This is a genomic window from Leifsonia sp. NPDC058292, assembly GCF_042880955.1.
GTDB lineage: Bacteria > Actinomycetota > Actinomycetes > Actinomycetales > Microbacteriaceae > Leifsonia.
In genome coordinates, this window is the sequence record NZ_JBHVYL010000004.1 from 34,424 (window position 1) to 53,609 (window position 19,186).

The window sequence follows — 19,186 nt, forward strand, 5'->3', positions numbered from 1 at the left end:
GCGCGACACGTTCATCCCCGACCCGAAGGAGTCCCTTCCCCGTGTTCGACCTGCGTTCCTGGCCCGGTTTCGCCCTCGCGTGCGTTCTCGCGATCGTGGCAGCGGTCGTCGTCACGGCAATCGTCAGCATCCCGTTCCGAGCCATCGCCCGTCGCAAAGATTGGGCGAAACTGCTGATCAGGCGCGTGCGCATCCCGTTCCGGGCCGTTCTGCTCGTCGTCGTGCTCTGGATCGCTGCGACGATCGCGCTGCCGACCGAGGTGGGTGACGGCTGGCGCCACGCGATCTCCCACGCCTTCCTCATCGGCACCATCGCCTCGGGCGTCTGGCTGGTGGCGGCGCTCGCCGTGTACTTCGAGGATCTGGGGCTCGCGCGCTATCGCCTCGACGTTCCCGACAACCGCTACGCGCGCAAAGTGCGCACGCAGGTGCTGATCATCCGCCGGCTCACGATCGTCGCCGCCGTGGTAATCGGTCTCGGCGCCGTGCTGCTCACTTTCCCCGCGCTGCAGGCGGCGGGGGCGAGCATCCTCGCATCCGCGGGCGTCATCGGCATCATCGCGGGTGTCGCGGCGCAATCGTCGCTCGCCAACCTGTTCGCGGGCATCCAGCTGGCCTTCAGCGACGCGATCAGGATCGACGATGTGGTGGTCGTCGAACAGCAGTGGGGAACGATCGAGGAGATCACGCTCACCTACGTGGTCGTGCACATCTGGGACGACAGGCGGCTCGTTCTGCCGTCGACGTACTTCACGACGAAGCCGTTCGAGAACTGGACCCGCCAGCACAGCGAACTGCTCGGCTCGGTCGAGTTCGACCTCGACTGGCGGGTGTCGCCGGGCGGCATGCGCTCCGAGCTCAACCGTGTGCTGGCGGACACCGACCTGTGGGACGGCCGTACAGGCGTGCTGCAGGTGACGGATGCGGTCGCCGGGTTCGTGCGCGTGCGCATCCTGGTCACCGCCCGAGACGCGCCGACGCTGTTCGATCTGCGCTGCCTCGTGCGCGAGCGGCTGATCGACTGGATGCAGCGCTACAGCGCGGCGTCGCTCCCGCGCACCCGCGTGGAGATGGTGGAGCCGCCCCAGCAGGTGGTGCCGCCGGCCCGGGCCCGTTCGGACGACGAAGCGCGCCTCTTCAGCGGAACCCCGGACGGCGAGCAGCGGGCCGCGCAGTTCACCGAATCCATCCCCATCCAGCGGGTCGACGACGACGACCCGGGGGACCCTGTGAACTGACTGAAGCCGTCGTCTGCCCGCGGAACTTAATCCGTAACACCCTTGTTGTAGCTGCTGTATGGCGTCGCAGCCAGCGGCGCACCACCCGAGGAGGACACAGTGACACAGGAGTATCGCAAGGATCAGGATGCTGTGACCCGGCTCACGCCGAGGCAGTACGAGGTCACGCAGGAGGCGGCGACAGAGCCGGCCTTCCGCAACGAGTTCTGGGACAGCAAGGATGCAGGCGTCTACGTCGACATCGTGAGCGGCGAGCCGCTCTTCGCCTCCGTGAACAAGTACGACAGCCGATCGGGCTGGCCGAGCTTCACCGTTCCCATCGACCCGGCGAACATCGTCGAGAAGAAGGACAGGAGCTGGGGCATGACCCGCATCGAGGTACGGTCGAAGCACGGGGACAGCCATCTCGGCCACCTGTTCGACGACGGCCCCGCCGAGGCCGGGGGGATGCGATACTGCATCAACTCCGCCGCTCTCCGTTTCATCCCTCTCGCCGACCTCGAGACAGAGGGATACGGCGACTACCGACAGCTTTTCGAGACCCAGGAGACGACCCGATGACCACACCACCCACCACCGAGACCGCGATCCTCGCCGGAGGCTGCTTCTGGGGAGTGCAAGACCTCATCCGCAAGCGCCCCGGCGTTCTGAAGACGCGCGTGGGCTACAGCGGCGGCAACGTGGCGAACGCCACATACCGCAACCACGGCACCCACGCCGAGGCGATCGAGATCGTGTTCGACCCGAGCGCGATCAGCTACCGCGACCTCCTCGAGTTCTTCTTCCAGATCCACGACCCGTCCACCAAGAACCGCCAGGGCAACGACGTGGGAACGAGCTACCGGTCAGCGATCTTCTACACCAGCGACGAGCAGAAGCGCGTGGCGGAGGACACCATCGCCGACGTCGACGCCTCCGGCCTCTGGCCGGGCAAGGTCGTCACCGAGGTGTCTGCCGCGGGACCGTTCTGGGAGGCGGAGCCTGAGCACCAGGACTACCTGGAGCGCATCCCTTACGGCTACACCTGCCACTACGTGCGTCCCGGCTGGAAGCTGCCGCACCGCGAGCAGGTCGCGGGCTAACCGCCGGCCGCCGGGCCGGCGTCAGGGTGCAGCGTCGACGACGACGACCTCGACGCCGGCCGCACGGATACGCTGCAGCTCCTCGGGATCGGCCGAGCTGTCGGTGATCAGGGTCGCGATCTCGTCGATCGGAGCGCACTGCGCCAGAGCGACGCGGCCGATCTTCGAGCCGTCGGCCACCACCACGGCGCGCTGGGCCTTTGCGACCATCGCGTGATTGGTGCGCGCCTCGGTCTCGTCGTGCGTGGTGACCCCGGCGCCGGCGGTGATGCCGTCGGCGCCGAGGATCGCCGTGCCAACGTTGACGGAGTTGAAGGTGCTCTCGGCCAGCGCCCCCACGAGCTCCAGGGACTGCGGCCGCAGGAACCCGCCCGTCATCACCACACGCACCCCCGCGAAGCCGGAGAGCAGGCTGGCGATCGTGAGCGAATTGGTCACCACGGCGATGTCGCGGTGGTTCGCCAGCTCGCGCGCGACACCGGCGGTCGTCGTGCCGCCGCAGAGGGCGATCACGTACCGCTCGGCGGGCAGGCGCTCGACCATGGCGCGAGCGATCGCGCGCTTCGCATCCTGGAACCGGGTGTCGCGAAGGGCGACGGGCAGCTCTCGGCTGCGGTCGAGGGCGGACGCCCCGCCGTGCGTGCGCAGCAGCAGGTTCTGAGCGGCGAGGTCGGACAGGTCGCGGCGAGCGGTCGCCGCAGAGATGCCGAGGGTGTCCGACAGCTCGGCGAGCGAGATCGCGCCGCGGTCGGAGACCAGGTCGAGGATCTCGACCATCCGCTTGGCGCGGCGGCCGGAGGTCACGTGAGCCAGGAGCGTCTCCGTCGCTGGAGCGACCATCGGCCATCCTTTCGTTGAATCGATCAGTCCGGATGATTACTTTTCCGGCATTTCGCTCATTCTATTGCGCGAAATGCAGATTGCAGAAGATGATCTCCCCATGCCTCAGATTGTTTTCCTCGGCGCCGGCAGCGTGGTCTTCACCCGACAGCTCCTGGCCGACCTCTTCCGATTCGACGACCTCCCCTCGCTGCGCATCGTGCTCCACGACATCGACGCCGAGCGCCTCGAGGTCGCCCGGGCCACGGCCGAGCAGGTCGCCGGGCGCTTCGGCCGCGAGGCCGAGATCGTCGCAACTCTCGACCGCCGCGAGGCGCTGACCGGCGCAGACTTCGCGATCAACATGATCCAGGTCGGCGGTATCGCCGCGACCCGGGTCGATCTGGAGATCCCGGCGGCCGCGGGCCTACGCCAGACGATCGGCGACACCACCGGAGTCGGCGGCGTGTTCCGCGCCCTGCGCACCTTCCCTGTGCTCTCCGGCATCGCCGCCGACATGCTCGATGTGTGCCCGGATGCGTGGCTCCTGAACTACACCAACCCGATGGCGATGAACGTCTGGTGGCTGTCGGTCGTCGCGCCCGACCTCAAGGTCGTCGGCCTCTGCCACAGCGTCTACTGGACGGTGCATGACCTCTGCGACCTGATCGGCGTTCCGATGGAGGGAACGCACTACCGGGCGGCAGGAGTGAACCACCAGGCGTGGCTCACCGAGTGGTCCCGCGACGGCGAAGACCTCTACCCGTTGCTGCGCGAGGCGATCGCCCGCGACCCGGAGCTCGAGCGTCGCGTGCGGGTCGAGATCTTCAAGCGCATCGGGTTCTACCCCACGGAGACCAGCGAGCACTCCTCGGAGTACCTCTCCTGGTTCCTGCGATCGGATGCGCAGATCGAGAGGTTCCGTCTCCAGCCGCTCGAATATATCGGCATCTCCGAGGAGAACGTCGCCGAGTTCGAGCACGCGAAGGCGGCACTGGCCGCGGGCGAGCAACTGGAGCTGGAGGAGGGTGCGGCCGAGTACGCCCCGCAGATCATCCACTCGATGCTCACCGGAACCGAGCGCACGATCCACGCCAACGTCGTGAATCGCGGGCTCATCGGCAACCTGCCCGACGGCGCCGTCGTCGAGGTGCCCAGCACGGTGGATGCCGACGGAGTGCATCCGCTGCCCTTCGGCGACGTGCCGACCCAGGGCGCTGCGCTGAACCGCACCTACCTGTCGGTCGCAGAGCTCACGATCGAGGCGGCCCGCACGAATGACCCCGAGCGGGTGCGTCAGGCCGTGCTGGTCGATCCGAACGCGAGCTCGACGCTGACCCCGGAGGAGATCTGGGCGCTGTGCGACCGCCTCACCGCGGCCCACGCGCAGTACCTCCCGAGGGCCCTTGGGGGCACCCTCTAGGAACACGCCCCGAAACACGTTTGCAACAAACAATCATCCGAACTGAGCGATATGCACATTTTCATTGTCAAACGCTCACCGGACGCCAATGATGAGTCCAACACCGAGCGCACGCCGCTTCGTACCATCCGATCCGCGAGGAGCATCCCTTGTCACTGACCACCCGTGAAATCGACAGCCAGCCGAGTGTGTGGGCGCAGGCCCTCGACACTCAGGTCGAGCGCGCGGCCGAGCTTCTCACCCTGCCGGGAGCCCGAGTGCTCGTCATCGGCTGCGGCACCTCGGCGTTCGTCGCCGAGTCGTTCGCCGCGCTGCGCGAGACGGCGGGCTTCGGCGTCACCGACGCCGCATACGCGTCGGAGCCGTGGCCGTGGCGTGACTATGACGCGGTGATCGCGCTCAGCCGTTCCGGCACCACGACCGAGGTCATCGCCGCTCTCGACGCGCTGCCGGAGGGCGTGCGCACGATCGCGGTGACCGGTGTCGCCGGCTCGCCCGTCGCCGAGCGCGCCGACGACGTGCTGCTGCTCGACTTCGCCGACGAGCAGTCGGTCGTGCAGACCCGCTTTCCGACGACGTTCCTCGTGCTCGCCCGCGCAGCGCTCGGCGAAGACGTGAGTGCGCTTCCCGCGCAGGCGGAGTCCGCGCTTGCCGAACCCGCCCGGCTCGACGTGTCGACGCTGTCGCACTTCGTCTACCTCGGCAGCGGATGGACCTACGGGCTCGCGCAGGAGGCCGCGCTGAAGATCCGCGAGGCGGCGCAGGCCTGGTCGGAGTCGTATCCCCAGCTCGACTTCCGCCACGGGCCCCTCGCCGTGGCCGACGACCGCTCGGTGGTATGGATTTTCGGACCCGAGGCGCCCGGGATGGTCGACGACATCGAGGCCACCGGCGCGACGGTCGTCGTGTCGCAGCACGACCCCCTGATCGAGCTGGCGCTCGCGCAGCGTCTGGCGGTGGCGATCGCAGAGCAGCGCGGCCTCAACCCGGACACACCCCGCAACCTCACCCGTTCGATCGTCCTCAACTGATCCGAGCGTCAACGCACCGCTTGCAGGCAAGCGCCCCACAGCACCGAGAGAGGAACCCGAAGATGTCATTCCCACTCAGCAAGTCCCCGAGATCGAGGAGGACGCTGCGCGTCGCAGGCGTGATCGCGGCCGCGTCGCTGGCGGTCACCCTCGCGGGATGCAGCGGCTCCGGCGGAGCGACGACCCTCGACACGAAGGCCAAGGTCACCATCGAGGTCTGGTCCGGCCAGGTCGACGCCGCCCAGAAGGCCATCGAAGGGCTGGCGAAGGAGTTCGAGAAAGACCACCCCAACGTCACGATCGATCTCTCGCCCGGCGCGTCTTCGACGGACCAGCTGCTGCAGAAGCTCTCGGCCGGGTTCGCAGGCAACCAGTATCCGGACATGTCATACGCCTTCGGCTCCTGGGCCGGACAGCTGGAGGCCTCCGGCCGCACGCTCGACATCTCGAGCGAGATCGAGAAGCCGGCCGTGAAGTGGGATGAGTTCACGGCGGCGGCGCGGGGTACGGCGCAGCCGACCGGCAAGAAGGTCATCGGTTTTCCCGCGGTCGTCGACAACATCGGCCTGCTTTACAACAAGACCCTGTTCGACAAGGCCGGCCTCGCATACCCGACCGCCGACTGGACCTGGGATGATTTCCGCGCCGCGGCCAAGAAGCTGACCGACAGTGCGAACCACGTCTACGGCTACGGATACTCGGTCTCCGGAAGCGAGGAGACGACCTGGCAGTTCTGGCCGCACCTCTGGCAGAACGGTGGATCGATCCTCTCCGAAGACGGCAAGAAGGCCGAGTTCGCCTCCACCGCCGGCGTCGACGCGCTGACGTTGCTGAAGTCGATGGCCGTCGACGACAAGAGCGTCTACCTCGACCAGACCGACACGAAGTTCGGGCAGCTGTTCGTCAGCGACCGCATCGGCATGATCACCTCAGGCCCGTGGCAGCTCTCCGACCTCAAGATCGGCGGCACCAAGTACGGGGTCGTGCAGCTGCCCGGTACCGACGGCGACCACCAGACCGTGTCGGGTCCCGACATCTGGGCGCTGTTCGATCACAAGGACAAGAACCGCGCATACTGGACGACGCAGTTCGCCCAGTGGCTGACCTCGGCCGAGCAGGACGAGCGCTTCAACGTGGCCGTCGGTAACCTGCCGCTGCGATCCTCGGAGGCGTCATCGGATGCGGTCGCCAAGGAGTCGGCGCAGTACCCGGGCTACGACGTCTTCGTCGCGAACTCGAAGAACGTGAAGGAGACCCGCCCGACCACCAAGGGCTACGCGGCCCTCTCCGTGGCCATCGGCAAGGCGATCTCGTCGGTGCTGCAAGGCGACGGCGATCCGAAGACGGCGCTCGAGCAGGCCGCGAAGACCGCCGACTCCGAGATGACGAAGTAGAGCCGGGCGAGGGATACGGATGGCGAACACTGCCGCTCCGGCGATCCGGGGCACGAGGCCGGAGGCGGCGAACAACCGCCGCCCCCGCCGCCGCAAAGGACTCCTGTCGGCTCTGACGGGCTGGGGGTTCGTCGCCCCGGCGACGATCATCATCCTCGGTCTCTCGATCTTCCCCGCGGTGTGGGCGTTCATCCTGTCGCTGCAGAGCTGGGACGGCTTCAGCGAGGCGAAGTTCGTCGGCGGCGCGAACTACGCGGCACTCGTGAGCGACGCCGACTTCTGGAACGCGGTCGGCAACACGTTCGGCTACACGATCCTGTTCGTGCCCGCGTCCGTGCTCGTCGGGCTGTTCCTGGCCGTCGCCCTGAACCGCCGCATCCGCTGGATGGGCTTCTACCGCACGGCCATCTTCGTGCCGTTCGTGGCGTCGGCCGCCTCGACGGGCATCCTGTCGACCTACCTGTTCAGCCCGCAGTTCGGTCTGGTCAACAACGTGCTCCGGGTGCTGCATCTGCCGCAGCAGGGGTGGCTCGACGATCCTCACCAGGCCATGCTCGTGATCGCGATCATGTCGCTCTGGGGGTCGGCGGCGTTCACCACCGTCATTTACCTGGCGGCGCTGCAGGATGTGCCCGCCGACCTCATCGAGGCGGCGCGCATCGACGGCGCGAACCCGTGGCAGACCTTCTGGCGCATCGTATGGCCGCAGCTCGCACCGGTGACGGTCTTCGTGACGATCTGGCAGACCATCCAGGCGATCCAGCTCTTCGACCTCGTCTACACGACGACTCGGGGCGGCCCACTGGACGCCACCAAGACGATCGTGTACTTCCTGTACGAGAAGGCCTTCCGGTCGCTCCAGTTCGGGTACGGTTCGGCGGCGGCGTATGTGCTGTTCGCCGCGACGCTGCTGATCACGATCGTCGTCGTCGTGTATTCGCGGCGCAGAGGTTCGGAGGCGTTCTGATGAGCAACAGCGTTCTGACCGAAGTGGTGACCTCGTCGGAGCAGGTGGCGTCTCGCCTGCCGGCCGAGTCCCGCAAGCGCAAGCGGCGCATCAGCGGCTGGCATTTCGTGCTGTTCCCGATCGCACTCCTGTTCCTCATCCCGTTCGTGCAGATGGCGCTGGCGTCGTTCTCTCCCGCGAAGGAGCTCGTGGCCTTTCCGCCGCCGTTCATCCCGTCGCACCTGACGATCGATGGGTACGCGAAGCTGTTCGGGCAGACGGACATCCTGCTCTGGCTGGGCAACACGGTGCTGGTCTCCGGCACCGCCATCGTGTCGAACCTGGTGCTGTGCTCTCTGGCGGGCTATGGATTCGCGCGACTGAAGTTCGCCGGCCGCAACTTCGGCTTTCTGATGATCCTCGCGACCATCATGATCCCGACCCAGCTGCTGATGATCCCGACCTACATCCTGTTCGCGACGCTCGGCCTGCTGAACGGCCTCGGCGCCGCGATCGTGCCGTGGCTGGCCACCGCATTCGGCATCTTCCTGATGCGCCAGTTCTTCCTGTCGCTCCCGGCAGAGCTCGAGGAGGCCGGCGCGATCGACGGGTGCAACCGCTGGCAGGTCTTCTTCCGCATCGTGCTGCCGCTGGCCCGTCCCGCGCTCGCGACCCTCGCGATCTTCACCCTCCTCGGCGCGTGGAACGACCTCGTCTGGCCGCTCATCGCGATCAACAACCAGCAGTCGTTCACGCTGCAGCTCGGGATCGCGAACTTCCAGGGAGCCCACCAGACCGACTGGAGCCTGATCATGGCGGGCAACGTCGTGGCGACGCTGCCGTTGATCCTGTTCTTCCTGTTCGCGCAGCGGCAGTTCATCGCCACCATGACGTTCTCCGGGCTGAAGGGATGAGCGCGAGCCACACACCCGCGGTGGACGTGCTCGTCGTCGGCGACGCCAACCCCGACCTGTTGCTCACCGGCGACACTGTGCCGCGGTTCGGTCAGGCCGAGCAGCTTCTCGATGCGGCGGAGCTCGTGCTGGGCGGAAGCGCGGCGATCGTCGCCTGCGGCCTCGCCCGACTCGGGATGCGCACCGCACTCGTCTCGGTGGTCGGCCGGGACGGTTTCGGCGATGTCGTTCTCCACAGGCTCGAGGAACGCGGCGTCGATGTGTCGGCGATCGTCGAACGCGGCGACGTGCCGACCGGTCTCTCGGTCGTTCTCGCGCAGCCGGGCGACCGTGCGATCCTGACGCTACCCGGCACCATCCCGTTGCTCGACGCGGCGACCGTGCGCGCGGCCGTCGAGCGGTTGCGACCACGCCATGTGCACATCGCGTCGTATTTCCTGCAGCCGTCCCTGGCCGCGGAACTCCCGTCGTTGCTCGGCTGGCTGGGTGATCGCGCGGTGACGACCAGCCTCGACACCAATTGGGATCCGGCCGAACGGTGGGACGGTCTCAGCGAGGTGCTGCCCAGCCTCACAGTCTTCCTGCCCAACGACGAGGAGGCGCGGGCGATCGCCGGGTCCATCGCCGACCGGCCGGTCGACTCGCTCGACGACGCCGGCGCGATCCTCTCGGCCCTGGGCTGCCGGGTCGTGGTGAAGGCGGGCGCCGAGGGCGGTATCGCGTATGAGGATGCGGCGCGCACGGCCGGAGCGCCGGGTCTCGTGCTCGACGTGGTCGACACCACGGGCGCCGGTGACAGCTTCGACGCCGGCTACCTCGCGGCGATGCTGAGCGGCGTTGGTACCGAGGAAGGCCGGCTGCGCTGGGCCGCCACGGCAGGGTCCCTCTCGGTGCGCGGCATCGGGGGAACGGCCGAGCAGGCGACCGAGGCGGAGCTCAGCACCGCGCTCGTCTGACGATCAGCAGTGCTTGTACCGGTAGGCGCCGTCGCTCTTGGGGACCACATCCCTGTCCCGCAGGATGACCGAGATGCGCTTGCCCTGCGCGGCGCACGCGTCGGTGTACGCGGAGCGCGGAGTGTCGGTGTACTCGATCTCGATCACGTCGTCGCCGTACACCTTCGTGTACTCACCGCACTCCGCGTTGAGCTGGCATTCCTCCGCGATCGCGAAGTCGAAACCGACGGTGTTCTTGCCCGCCCAGGCGAGCTCTGCCGCGTTCTTCTGTGCGATCGCGAGACCTTTGCGGTGGGAGTGGGCGGCGAGCTGGGTCGCCAGCGCGACGTTGTCCGCCTGGGTCAGCATCCCCGCCGACCGGGTCCAGGAGTCGAGGTTGTCGGGTTCCACCGCACGGAACCCTTTGCTCGCGCACTCGTCGATCCACCCGTTCACGATCGCGGCGATGCGGTCGCGCTTCGCCTTGGTGGAGGTGTCGAGCAGGTATTCGTCCCATTCGGGGTCGCCGACCCGTTCGCCGTCCGAATCCCTCAGGATGAGGTCGTCGTTCTTCCCCGACCAGGTCGTCGTGTCATCCGGCTGGGTCTGGAACGCATTGACGTAGCAGATCGTGTATCGACCGGCCGCCGGCGTCGAGGTGCGGTCGCGGTCGACCACGCCGACCGACGATGAGGGCTCGTACGCGCCGCCGAGCTGGTAGTCGAACTGCGCGTTCGCCGGGGGAGCGGCGGGTGTCGCCAAGCCGGCCACCACTATGCCGGAGACCACGGCGACGCAGAGCACGGCGGCCGAGACGGCGGCCGTGATCGCGATTCGGGAACGGATACGCAGGGGGCTTCTCACGGTGGGTTCAGCCTACGGTCAGCCGCCGGAGCCCGCTCCCGCCCCTCCACCCGTTCCGTCGCCCGCGCCGTCGCCGGTCGTGTCCCCGGCGCCGGGGTCGGGCGTGCCGGTCGGGTCGGGTTGCGGCGCCTGGGTGGGCGCCGTCGTCGGATCTGCCGGCTCCGAGGGCGCCGACGGTGTCGACGGTTCGTCTTGCCGGTAGCTCCTGCTCCCGTAGATCGTCGACGATGGCGGCTCGGTGAACGTGCCTCCCGGATACTTCACGTTGAGGGCCGCGAGGATCGGCTTGGCGATCGAGAACTTCACGTCTCCGCCCCCGACGCCCTGAAAATACTGCGAGCGGAGCGCGACGTGACCGGAGACGTTGCCGACCCACACCGCGTTCGCGACCGTGGTCGTCGACGTCACCAGCCAGTTCTGCTCCGAGTTGTCGGTGGTTCCCGTCTTGCCCATGATGTCGACACCGTCCCAGGGGTTGGCGCTCGTGGCGGTTCCGTTGGTCATCACGCGCTGGAGTGCGTAGTTCACGCCCGCCGCGATCTCGGGCGTGATGGCCTGGGTGCACGTGGTCGCCGGCACGGCGTGGTCTGTGCCGTCTGCCGTCACGACCTTGTCGATCGCGACAGGCGTGCAGACCTTTCCTCCGTTGGCGATGCCCGCGTACGCGGTGGCCATGGTGAGCGGGGAGATGGTGTTGATTCCGAGGATCATCGACGGTGTCAGCTGCCACGCCTCCGAACTGGCCGCGGGATGCACGAGCAGGCTCTTCGCCGCGTCCGAGATCTTGCACAGGTCGAGTTGCGTCGCCATGTCGGCGTAGGCGGTGTTGACCGAGTCCTCCGTGGCCGACAGCACGCTCATCCGGCCGCCCTCGGTGCTTTCGTCGTTCGCCACGTACCACGGCGTGTCGCCGATGTCGGTGCAGCCGGCGGGAAAGTCGGCATTGGTGAACTCGTGCTGGCTCGCGTTGACCGTCTCGGACAGCGAGTGGCCTGCTTGCAGCCAGGCGATCAGATCGAACGCTTTGAACGAGGAGCCCGTCTGGAATCCCCCTGAGCCGCCGTAGTCGTAGTCGGTCGAGTAGTTGATGGCCGTCGACCCGGGCGCCGGCGTCGCGCTGTCGTCGAACGGCTTATTCTGCACCATGGTGACGATGCGCCCGGAGTTCGGCTGTACAGCCACATCCGCGGCCCCGATGTCGAGGTTCGGGTCGGTCGAGGGGATGTAGGCGCTGAGCGAGGCCTGCGCCGTGTTCTGCAGGTCGAGGTCGAGGCTCGTGTACACCTTGAGCCCGCCGGTGCGGAAGAACGCGGAACGCTCGTCGGCGGTGGGGCCGAACGCCTTGTCGCTCAAGATCGTGTCCTCCACGTAGTTGCAGAAGAAGCCCGCGTCGAACTGGCTCGCGCTCTGGCAGCCGGAGACGACGGGAGTGATCTTCGGAACGATCGGGGTCGCCACGGCGGCCGTGTACTGCGCCTTGGTGATCTTCTTGGTGGTCAGCATCCGCTGGAGCACGTAGTTGCGGCGGTCGAGGGTGGCCTTGTACTTGTTGCCGGCGTTGCTGCCCGGATTGTCGGCGGCCGACTGGTCGAGCCTGAGGTTCGCCGGGTTGTTCAGGATGGCGATCAGCGTCGCCGACTGCTCCAGCGTGAGCTGGGTGGAGTCGACGCCGAAGTAGTAGTGGGCCGCGGCCTGGATGCCGTAGACCTGCCCGCCGAACCCGACGATGTTCAGGTAGCCGACCAGGATCTGCTGCTTGGAGTACGTCTTGTCGAGCCCGATCGCGTAGCGGAGCTCCGACACTTTGCGCTCCACCGTCGAGCCCGCAGCGTCGTCGTAGCAGCTCTGGTATGCCTTCTCCTGCGCCGCGTACACGGACTTCGTGGCGGTGGGGTCGACGGTCATCGCCTCGCAGCGCTGCACCCGCACGTTCTTCACGTACTGCTGGGTGATGGATGATCCGCCCTGCGTCGAACCGCCCGACGAGTTGGTGAGAAGGGCGCGCAGCGTTCCGGTCAGGTTGACGCCGCCCTCGTCGTAGAAGTTCGGGTCTTCGGTGGCGAGCAGCGCATCCCCGACGACCGAAGGGATCTGAGCGGCGGTGACGTCCACCCGGTTCTGGTCGTAGAACGTCGCGATCGGCACGGGCTGGCCGCCCTGGGTGGCGTAGAAGGTCGACGTCTGGTCGAGGGGCTGGATCTTCAGGTAGCTCGGCAGATCGTTGAAGGCCGCCGCGCCGCTGCTGGCGGTCACGGAGGCCATCGCGATGGACGGCGCGACACCGACCGTCACGAGAACGGCGGCCACGGCGCATCCGCCGATGAAAGCCAGCCAAGCACCGATGACGGCTCCACCGCTCGAACGTCGAACGCGCACACCGATCCTCTCTCCACACGGACGGCACGCGACGGCGGGCCGAAGGGGCAGTCTGGCGGATCGCCCTCTGAGAACCGTTTGAACAATGTGTGCGTTTCAGAAGACGCGCTCTCAGGTGTCGAGGAGCCCCCGGATGTCGTCGGCGCTGAGTGCTGCCCCGAACGCTCCGGACGGGTCGTCCATGAGCGCGTCGAAGAGCTGCGCCTTCTGGTCTTTGAGCGCCATCACCTTGTCTTCGACCGTGTCGTCGGCGATCATCCGGTACACCATCACGTTCGAGCGCTGGCCGATGCGGTGGGTGCGGTCGATCGCCTGCGTCTCGGCGGCCGGGTTCCACCACGGGTCGAGCAGGAAGACGTAGTCGGCCTCGGTGAGGTTCAGACCGAATCCGCCCGCCTTCAGGCTGATCAGAAAGGCGGGGGCGTCTCCGGTGCGAAACCGGTCGATGACCTCCGAGCGCTTCCGCGTCGACCCGTCGAGGTAGTCGTAGGCGATTCCGCGCTCTTCGAGCCTCGCGGCGACTTTGCGCAGCAGGCTGGTGAACTGGCTGAACACCAGAGCGCGGTGCCCGCCGGCCACGACGTCGTCGAGTTCTTCGAGCAGCACGTCGATCTTGGCCGAGGGGATGTCCGCGTACTGTTCGTCGACGATGGAGGCGTCGAGCGCCATCATCCGCAGGAGGGTCAGTGAGCGGAACACGATGAAACGGTTACGGTCGAGGTCGTCGACCAACCCCAGCAGCTTCTGCCGTTCACGCTGGAGGAACAGGTCGTAGAGCTTGCGGTGCCGGGGCGCGAGCTCGACCCGCAGCACCTGCTCCTGCTTCTCGGGCAACTCGGCGGCCACGGCCTCTTTCGTTCGGCGCAGCATCAGCGGCCGCACGCGCCGGCGCAGCCGCTGCAACAGCTCGGGCCGGTCACCGGCGGCGATCGGCTTGACGTAGCGCTCGGTGTAGCCGAGCCGGGGTGGGAGCAACCCGGGGGAGACCACGCGGAAGAGTGACCAGATGTCGAGGAGACTGTTCTCCATCGGCGTGCCGGTGATCGCGAGTTTGAAGGGCACGCGAAGATCGACGGCCGCCTCGTGCGCCTTCGAGGTGCGGTTCTTGATCAGCTGCGCCTCGTCGAGGATGAGACCCGACCAGGTCTCCGCCTGATAGCGGGCGAAGTCGAGCCGGAACAGCGCGTACGACGTGATGACAACATCCGCGCCGGCCGCGATCTCCTCCAGCCCGGTGCGGCTCTTCGCGCGTGTGGCCGTGACCGTTCGCACCACGAGACCGGGGGTGAAGCGCTCGGCCTCGGCCGCCCAGTTCGACACCACGGAGGTCGGCGCGACGACGAGGAAGGGCCGGGCGGCAGCGTCGACGGCGCGCGCGTGGGCGATCAGTGCGAGGGTCTGCAGCGTCTTGCCGAGCCCCATGTCGTCGGCGAGCACCCCGCCGAGGCCGTGCGTCCAGAGGAACGCCAGCCAGCGGAATCCGTCGACCTGGTAGGGCCGCAGGGTCGCCCGCACGGCGTCGGGCACCGGGATGTCGACGGGCGAGTCGCCGTCGCGGATGGCTCGTAGCCCGTCGACGGTGCGGCTCCAGGCTTCGGCCTGGTGGGCCTCGTCGGCCAGTTCGACGAACTCCGACCAGAGGCTGGCCTGGTACCGGCTGATCCGCAGACTCCCGGGCTCCCACTCGTCGATGGACTGCGCTTCGTCGATGAGCGACCGCAGTTCGTCGAACACCGGCTGTTGCAGCGACAGGTACGACTTGTCGACCAGCAGCAGTTTCGGTCGGCCCTGCGACAGAGCCTTGAACAGTGGGGTGAATGGGATGGTGCGTCCCTCCACAGTGACCATCACACCGAGGTCGAACCAGTCGCGTTTGTCGGTCTCGACCGTCGTCACCACGAGCTTCGGGGTCTCGGTGAGCTCGCGGTAGTCGGGCCGGGTGCCCGACACGTCGACGCGCACCTCGGGCGATCTCTCCAGCGCGGGGAGCATCGTCGCGGCGAACTCCGCCGCGTCGAGTCCCGTCAGTTCGGCGGAATGGGGGTGGCCGCCGAGCAGGTCGATGACGCCGTCGGGCACCGGATGCGCTCCCAGCGATTCGGCTCCGGTCGCCGACAGCCAGCCCCACTCGAGTTCGAGCCGGTCGAGGTCGTGCCGGTCGTTCGGAGCGAACGTCGCGGTGAGCACGAGAACGGGTGGCAGGATTTCGGGAAAGGTGACGGACCCATCCGAGCTGACGACCTCGACGAGATTCTGCAGCCGTGGGTAGTACTGGCCCAGAAACTCGTCGCGCTCGGCCGCGGGAACGACGATCGTGTCGTGAGCTGCCAGCAGTCGTCGTTGCTCCGTGGTCAGTGGCTCCGCTGCTCGCGCGAGGGTGAACAGCGGCTCGGGGGAGAACTCCCACGTGTAGATCCCGTGGTCGCCGATGGCGCCTGCCGCGGCGCCGGCATGCGTCTGCTCACCGATCACCACGACCGTTCCGAGTCGCAGGCTCTCGCCGGGCTGCCCGCTGGCGTCGACGACGATCCGCGCGTCGTGCGCCACGGTCACCGCCGTCTCCCGCTTGCCGGTGGCGAAGCCGATGCCCAGGCGTTCGGCCTCGGCGAGCAGCGGCCAGAGCATCGGACTGGTGAACTCGTCGAGGAAGAGCCAGTCGGCTTCTCCCGGCACATACACGTCGCGCCCCGCACGGTGCAGGGCGGCGAACTGCCCGAACCATCCGTGCTGGGCAGGGTCGAGCGCGAGCCGGTTGAGCAGGTGGGGGAGCGATGTCCAGGTGAGCGAGCCGCGCACCCAGTTGCCGGTCTTGCTGAGCACCACCGGACGCACCCCGAGCCGCAGCAGACCGGTGCCGGCGCCCTGCGCGCTGGCGGCAGTCGCCGTGTGCGACTTGGGCGCATCCCACCGGCTGGTGGATGCCCGGGTGCGCTCCCGCAACTCGAACTGGAGCCCCATCGACGTCGTGTGAGCCGCCCGGGCCGGCGCCGGCCGGGTCAGCCCCGAAACGCTCGCCTTCCACCCGTCGGCGGCAGGGGTGTCAGGCATGCGTTCAGCCTCTCACAGGCAGCCGACAGGGTGGCTCCGTGTGGGTGCTGCGAGCTCGGCTACCTCGTGGTCGGGTGTTCGGCAAGCACCTGCGTGAGGGGCGGCGCGTAGGGCGCGGCGACGAGATCGCCTGCTGTCCGCCCGTCGCGGGCTCGCGCTCACCCCTAGCACTACTCATGCCACTACTCACGATTGTCACCAGAACTTCGACCGCAACCAGTCGAGCCCCTTCATAATGCGGTCCTTAGCTAAATCAACAACTGACTTATCGCCCAAGAATGGAAGTTCTACGTTTATCCAGAAGTTGGCGGCCAGACCGACTCCCGTTCCAATGACAGTCCCTAGAGGCGGCAACGCCAGTGATCCAACAGCGGCTCCCACGCCTGCCGCTGCAGCAGCGGAGCCGAGATCTACAGCAGTATCGACCGCGAATTCGCGAACACCATTTCCCTGTACTCCGTCATGGAACTTTTCGAAGGAGTTACTCCCAACGGTCACCACGGTGCCCGCGACTCCGAGCGGTACCAACCATCACCAGTTCTTCGGGAGCACAGGGTCGTCCGGATCGATCGGAGCACACCGGCTGTAACCTTGGAAGTCGGCGTAGTTCTCACCGATCGTGAACTCGATCCCGAGGCCGTCCTCACGGACCCCGGTGAGATACGGCGGGTATGACACGACCTTCCGCGGCGGGTAGATGTTGTTGTCTTCCACTACCTTCGTCGGGAATCCGTGCTCGGTCCACAATGCTGCAACCCGCTCCGCCGTCTCCTCAGGACTCGACTTGGTCGGTCCCTTGTACTGGTTGAAGATGTTCCAACTCTCAGACAGGGTGCCATCGGCGTAGTCGCCGCACCCGGTTCCCCAGATCATCGTGTCTGGTTTCGGCCAGGTATCGGCGACGAGGGTGGTGGCTTCGTCGTAGAGGCGCTGGATTTCGTGTTGGACGGCGGCGCGGTCGGCTCTGTCTTGGTCTTCCACCTGTTGGATCTCCTTCGCGGTCTTCTGTGGTGGTGCGCACCCGGTCAGTGTTCCGGTGGTGAGCAGGGCGGTCAGTGCCACGATGCGCAGCACGGTGCGGGGGTGGCGTGTGGTCGTGGTGGTCAATGTCCTGATCCAAACGGGGTCGGGGACGGTTGGGGCTGTGGGTTCGGCAGCTTCGCCCGGTCGAGCGGGGCGCCGCCGACGGGGATGTCCTGCCCGCGCCCCATCGTTGCCATCGCAGTGCCGTACTGAGCGGAGGTGAGGTTGTCGAGTTCGAGACGTGGCCCCTATCCCGACGTTTTGGTCATGATCAGAAGCGCCACGAGAACAGCGAGAACAATAAGGACCCACTTTCCGACCTTCTTGAAAACCGCAGCCCTCTGTTGCTTTGTGGCAACGCGCATGGGCGGTTGCTTCTCCCAGTACCGCTTATCCCGTGATTTCAGATATGCGAGATACGTGAACTCGACCGGTAAGCTCGACATCACGGTCGCGATCAGCAAGAAGAGGATCACCCCGAGAATATTCGGCAAATACTGGCCCTGCGTGATTACGTTCGGAACGATCATCACTACGCCAAAAACGATCCACAGACTCTTCGAGCGATACACGCTCGACCGCTGCCATCAGGTTTCCTAGTGTCCGCTCCGACGAGTGACCGTCTCGCAGACGCCTCTTCAACAAAAGCACATGGATGGCGACGGCACCGCTCACGTAGAGTACGCCGACTATTCCGAAAATAGGTAGCAGCGTTAGATTGAATGTCGTGTTCATCAGCCCCTGGACGGGTGCGACCATAGCCACCCCCATGAAGCACAGCATGTACACCCAAATAGTTGCGAAAACCGCCATGAGGCTCTAGAACAACGCCTGAAACCTGAATGTCTCCAAGCCGAGAATAATTGCGCTGATGAAGGCCATCAAGGGCAAGCGACCCGCGCTTTGCGCAGCAAGCTCACGCAATGCTCGCAACTTGTCTTCGATATCGCGAGTACCAATATCTAGTTGGTTCAACACCAAGGCCTCCTCCGCATGCTGAAATACTAGTCTTTACCCGACAAATATCGTATGTGTGTATGGTAAATGTTGCATGAGTCAACCTATAGTCGCCGCGTGTCGTGGTCAAATCGAGGTCAAAGCCCACAACGACAACGCCGAAGGCGGCCCGGGGACGCAACGCGAAGCCCAGCGCCGGACTGAGGAAACAGCGGCGGGGAAGGAGATACCGACAGCGCGGCCCTCTTCAAGAGGTGCAGCTTCGGACATCGATGATTGGGTGCCCCCAGCAGGATTTGAACCTGCGGCCTTCTGCTCCGGAGGCAGACGCTCTATCCCCTGAGCTATGGGGGCCAGGAGTGCCCGTCAAGGCTAGCATCCCGGCGGACGGTTTTTGCGCTGTCAGCCTTGCGGCACGTTGGCGAGCACGTTCTCCATCAGCGGCGCGGCGTCGCCGGGCTCGAAGAAGGCCGCCGAGGTCGCGACGATCCAGTATCCGCCGCGGAAGATCTGCACCTCTCCGGCCGTTCCGGGCTTGAAGTAGCCTTCGACCTCCGGCGGCACGCCGTACGTTGGCACGGGTTGACTCGTGGTGACGGCGCCGTTCTTGAGGCCCTCGAGGGCGTTCGACGGGGGAAGCGCAACAGCGATCTCGACCACGTCGCCACTGGTCTGGTTCGTCCACGCGCAGGTCGCGCCCTGCCAGTCGGCGATCTGCTTCTCGAGGGTGCCGTCCTTCGGCTTGTAGTCGGGTGTGGCGCCGAAGTTCGGGTTGAACGCGTAAAGCTGGTCGGGCGTGACGATCTGGTCGCAGGTCAGGGTGACCGGCGTCGGAGGCTGGGTGGGGGTCGGCGTCGGGGTCGGTGTCGTCTGCGCCGCGCCGCCCGCCTTCGTCGAGGTGGGGGTCGAGGAGGATGCGGGCTTGTCGGCCGAGCCGACGCATCCGCTCAGCGCCAGGGCGCCGACCAGAACGGCGGCGACAGCACCACCTGTTCGGAGCACGGAGGTGAGTGTGGAGCGTGTCGGTTCAACCATGGGGGCTTGTTCCTCTTCGAGCCGGTCGGCGTTTGCGCGGATGCGAGCGAGAGCGCAGCTGCGCGCGTCGCGATGACCCTATCAAGGCGAGTGAGGCGTGC

Annotated in this window: 16 protein-coding genes and 1 tRNA gene; 9 read left to right on the forward strand and 8 right to left on the reverse strand. The window is 66.8% G+C overall.

The genetic code is table 11. The features are described 5' to 3' along the window. The first annotated feature begins 41 nt into the window (after window positions 1-41). The 3 genes from ACFVWR_RS04395 (at window position 42) to msrA (ending at window position 2,320) form a co-directional block, all read left to right on the forward strand. On the forward strand, window positions 42-1,238 hold the full coding sequence (locus ACFVWR_RS04395) for a mechanosensitive ion channel family protein (protein ID WP_387208399.1): 1,197 nt from the start codon (window positions 42-44) through the stop codon (window positions 1,236-1,238). A 99-nt stretch (window positions 1,239-1,337) separates the two neighbouring features. Then, on the forward strand, window positions 1,338-1,799 hold the full coding sequence (msrB, locus tag ACFVWR_RS04400) for a peptide-methionine (R)-S-oxide reductase MsrB (protein ID WP_387208401.1): 462 nt from the start codon (window positions 1,338-1,340) through the stop codon (window positions 1,797-1,799). Further along, window positions 1,796-2,320 carry a peptide-methionine (S)-S-oxide reductase MsrA gene (gene msrA / locus ACFVWR_RS04405; RefSeq protein ID WP_387208403.1) on the forward strand — a complete coding sequence of 175 codons (525 nt, stop codon included), beginning with the start codon at window positions 1,796-1,798 and terminating at the stop codon, window positions 2,318-2,320. The genes msrB and msrA overlap by 4 nt, the downstream gene beginning before the upstream one ends. A 21-nt stretch (window positions 2,321-2,341) precedes the next feature. On the opposite strand, the gene ACFVWR_RS04410 is transcribed toward msrA, so the two are convergent. Then, window positions 2,342-3,160 (reverse strand): DeoR/GlpR family DNA-binding transcription regulator, encoded by an 819-nt coding sequence (locus ACFVWR_RS04410; RefSeq protein ID WP_387208405.1) that lies wholly within the window; start codon window positions 3,158-3,160, stop codon window positions 2,342-2,344. 100 nt (window positions 3,161-3,260) lie between these two features. On the opposite strand from ACFVWR_RS04410, the gene ACFVWR_RS04415 reads away from it, so the two are divergent. The 6 genes from ACFVWR_RS04415 to ACFVWR_RS04440 all read left to right on the forward strand — a co-directional run bounded on the left by ACFVWR_RS04415 (window position 3,261) and on the right by ACFVWR_RS04440 (window position 9,803). Next, window positions 3,261-4,562, forward strand: a complete 1,302-nt coding sequence (locus ACFVWR_RS04415; protein WP_387208407.1) for an alpha-glucosidase/alpha-galactosidase — start codon at window positions 3,261-3,263, stop codon at window positions 4,560-4,562. A gap of 149 nt (window positions 4,563-4,711) precedes the next feature. Further along, window positions 4,712-5,593, forward strand: coding sequence for an SIS domain-containing protein (locus ACFVWR_RS04420; protein ID WP_387208409.1), 882 nt, complete (start codon window positions 4,712-4,714; stop codon window positions 5,591-5,593). 62 nt (window positions 5,594-5,655) lie between these two features. Then, the gene (locus ACFVWR_RS04425; RefSeq protein WP_387208411.1) at window positions 5,656-6,987 is read left to right on the forward strand and encodes an ABC transporter substrate-binding protein; all 1,332 of its coding nucleotides are present in this window, start codon (window positions 5,656-5,658) and stop codon (window positions 6,985-6,987) included. Between the two features lie 19 nt (window positions 6,988-7,006). Then, a complete protein-coding gene (locus ACFVWR_RS04430; RefSeq protein ID WP_387208413.1) occupies window positions 7,007-7,954 on the forward strand; it encodes a carbohydrate ABC transporter permease in 948 nt (315 codons plus the stop codon). Then, the gene (locus tag ACFVWR_RS04435) at window positions 7,954-8,847 is read left to right on the forward strand and encodes a carbohydrate ABC transporter permease (RefSeq protein ID WP_387208415.1); all 894 of its coding nucleotides are present in this window, start codon (window positions 7,954-7,956) and stop codon (window positions 8,845-8,847) included. Before ACFVWR_RS04430 ends, ACFVWR_RS04435 begins: the two co-directional genes overlap by 1 nt. Next, window positions 8,844-9,803, forward strand: a complete 960-nt coding sequence (locus ACFVWR_RS04440; protein WP_387208417.1) for a carbohydrate kinase family protein — start codon at window positions 8,844-8,846, stop codon at window positions 9,801-9,803. The genes ACFVWR_RS04435 and ACFVWR_RS04440 overlap by 4 nt, the downstream gene beginning before the upstream one ends. A gap of 3 nt (window positions 9,804-9,806) precedes the next feature. Here ACFVWR_RS04440 and ACFVWR_RS04445 read toward each other — a convergent pair whose 3' ends face one another. The 7 genes from ACFVWR_RS04445 to ACFVWR_RS04475 form a co-directional block, all read right to left on the reverse strand. Beyond that, a complete protein-coding gene (locus tag ACFVWR_RS04445) occupies window positions 9,807-10,646 on the reverse strand; it encodes an endo alpha-1,4 polygalactosaminidase (protein WP_387208419.1) in 840 nt (279 codons plus the stop codon). Between the two features lie 18 nt (window positions 10,647-10,664). Then, the gene (locus ACFVWR_RS04450) at window positions 10,665-13,022 is read right to left on the reverse strand and encodes a transglycosylase domain-containing protein (RefSeq protein ID WP_387208421.1); all 2,358 of its coding nucleotides are present in this window, start codon (window positions 13,020-13,022) and stop codon (window positions 10,665-10,667) included. Window positions 13,023-13,133: 111 nt separating this feature from the next. Continuing rightward, a complete protein-coding gene (locus ACFVWR_RS04455) occupies window positions 13,134-16,070 on the reverse strand; it encodes a DEAD/DEAH box helicase (protein WP_387208423.1) in 2,937 nt (978 codons plus the stop codon). A gap of 531 nt (window positions 16,071-16,601) precedes the next feature. Beyond that, window positions 16,602-17,144: a hypothetical protein gene (locus ACFVWR_RS04460; RefSeq protein ID WP_387208425.1), complete on the reverse strand. Its 543-nt coding sequence runs from the start codon at window positions 17,142-17,144 to the stop codon at window positions 16,602-16,604. Between the two features lie 197 nt (window positions 17,145-17,341). After that, complete coding sequence (locus ACFVWR_RS04465; RefSeq protein ID WP_387208427.1) at window positions 17,342-17,623, reverse strand: hypothetical protein; 282 nt, start codon at window positions 17,621-17,623, stop codon at window positions 17,342-17,344. A gap of 708 nt (window positions 17,624-18,331) precedes the next feature. Continuing rightward, window positions 18,332-18,404: transfer RNA gene (locus ACFVWR_RS04470), tRNA-Arg, on the reverse strand. Between the two features lie 48 nt (window positions 18,405-18,452). Then, entirely contained in the window at window positions 18,453-19,085 is a 633-nt protein-coding gene (locus tag ACFVWR_RS04475) for an iron ABC transporter ATP-binding protein (protein ID WP_387208429.1), read from the reverse strand. Window positions 19,086-19,186 lie beyond the last annotated feature (101 nt).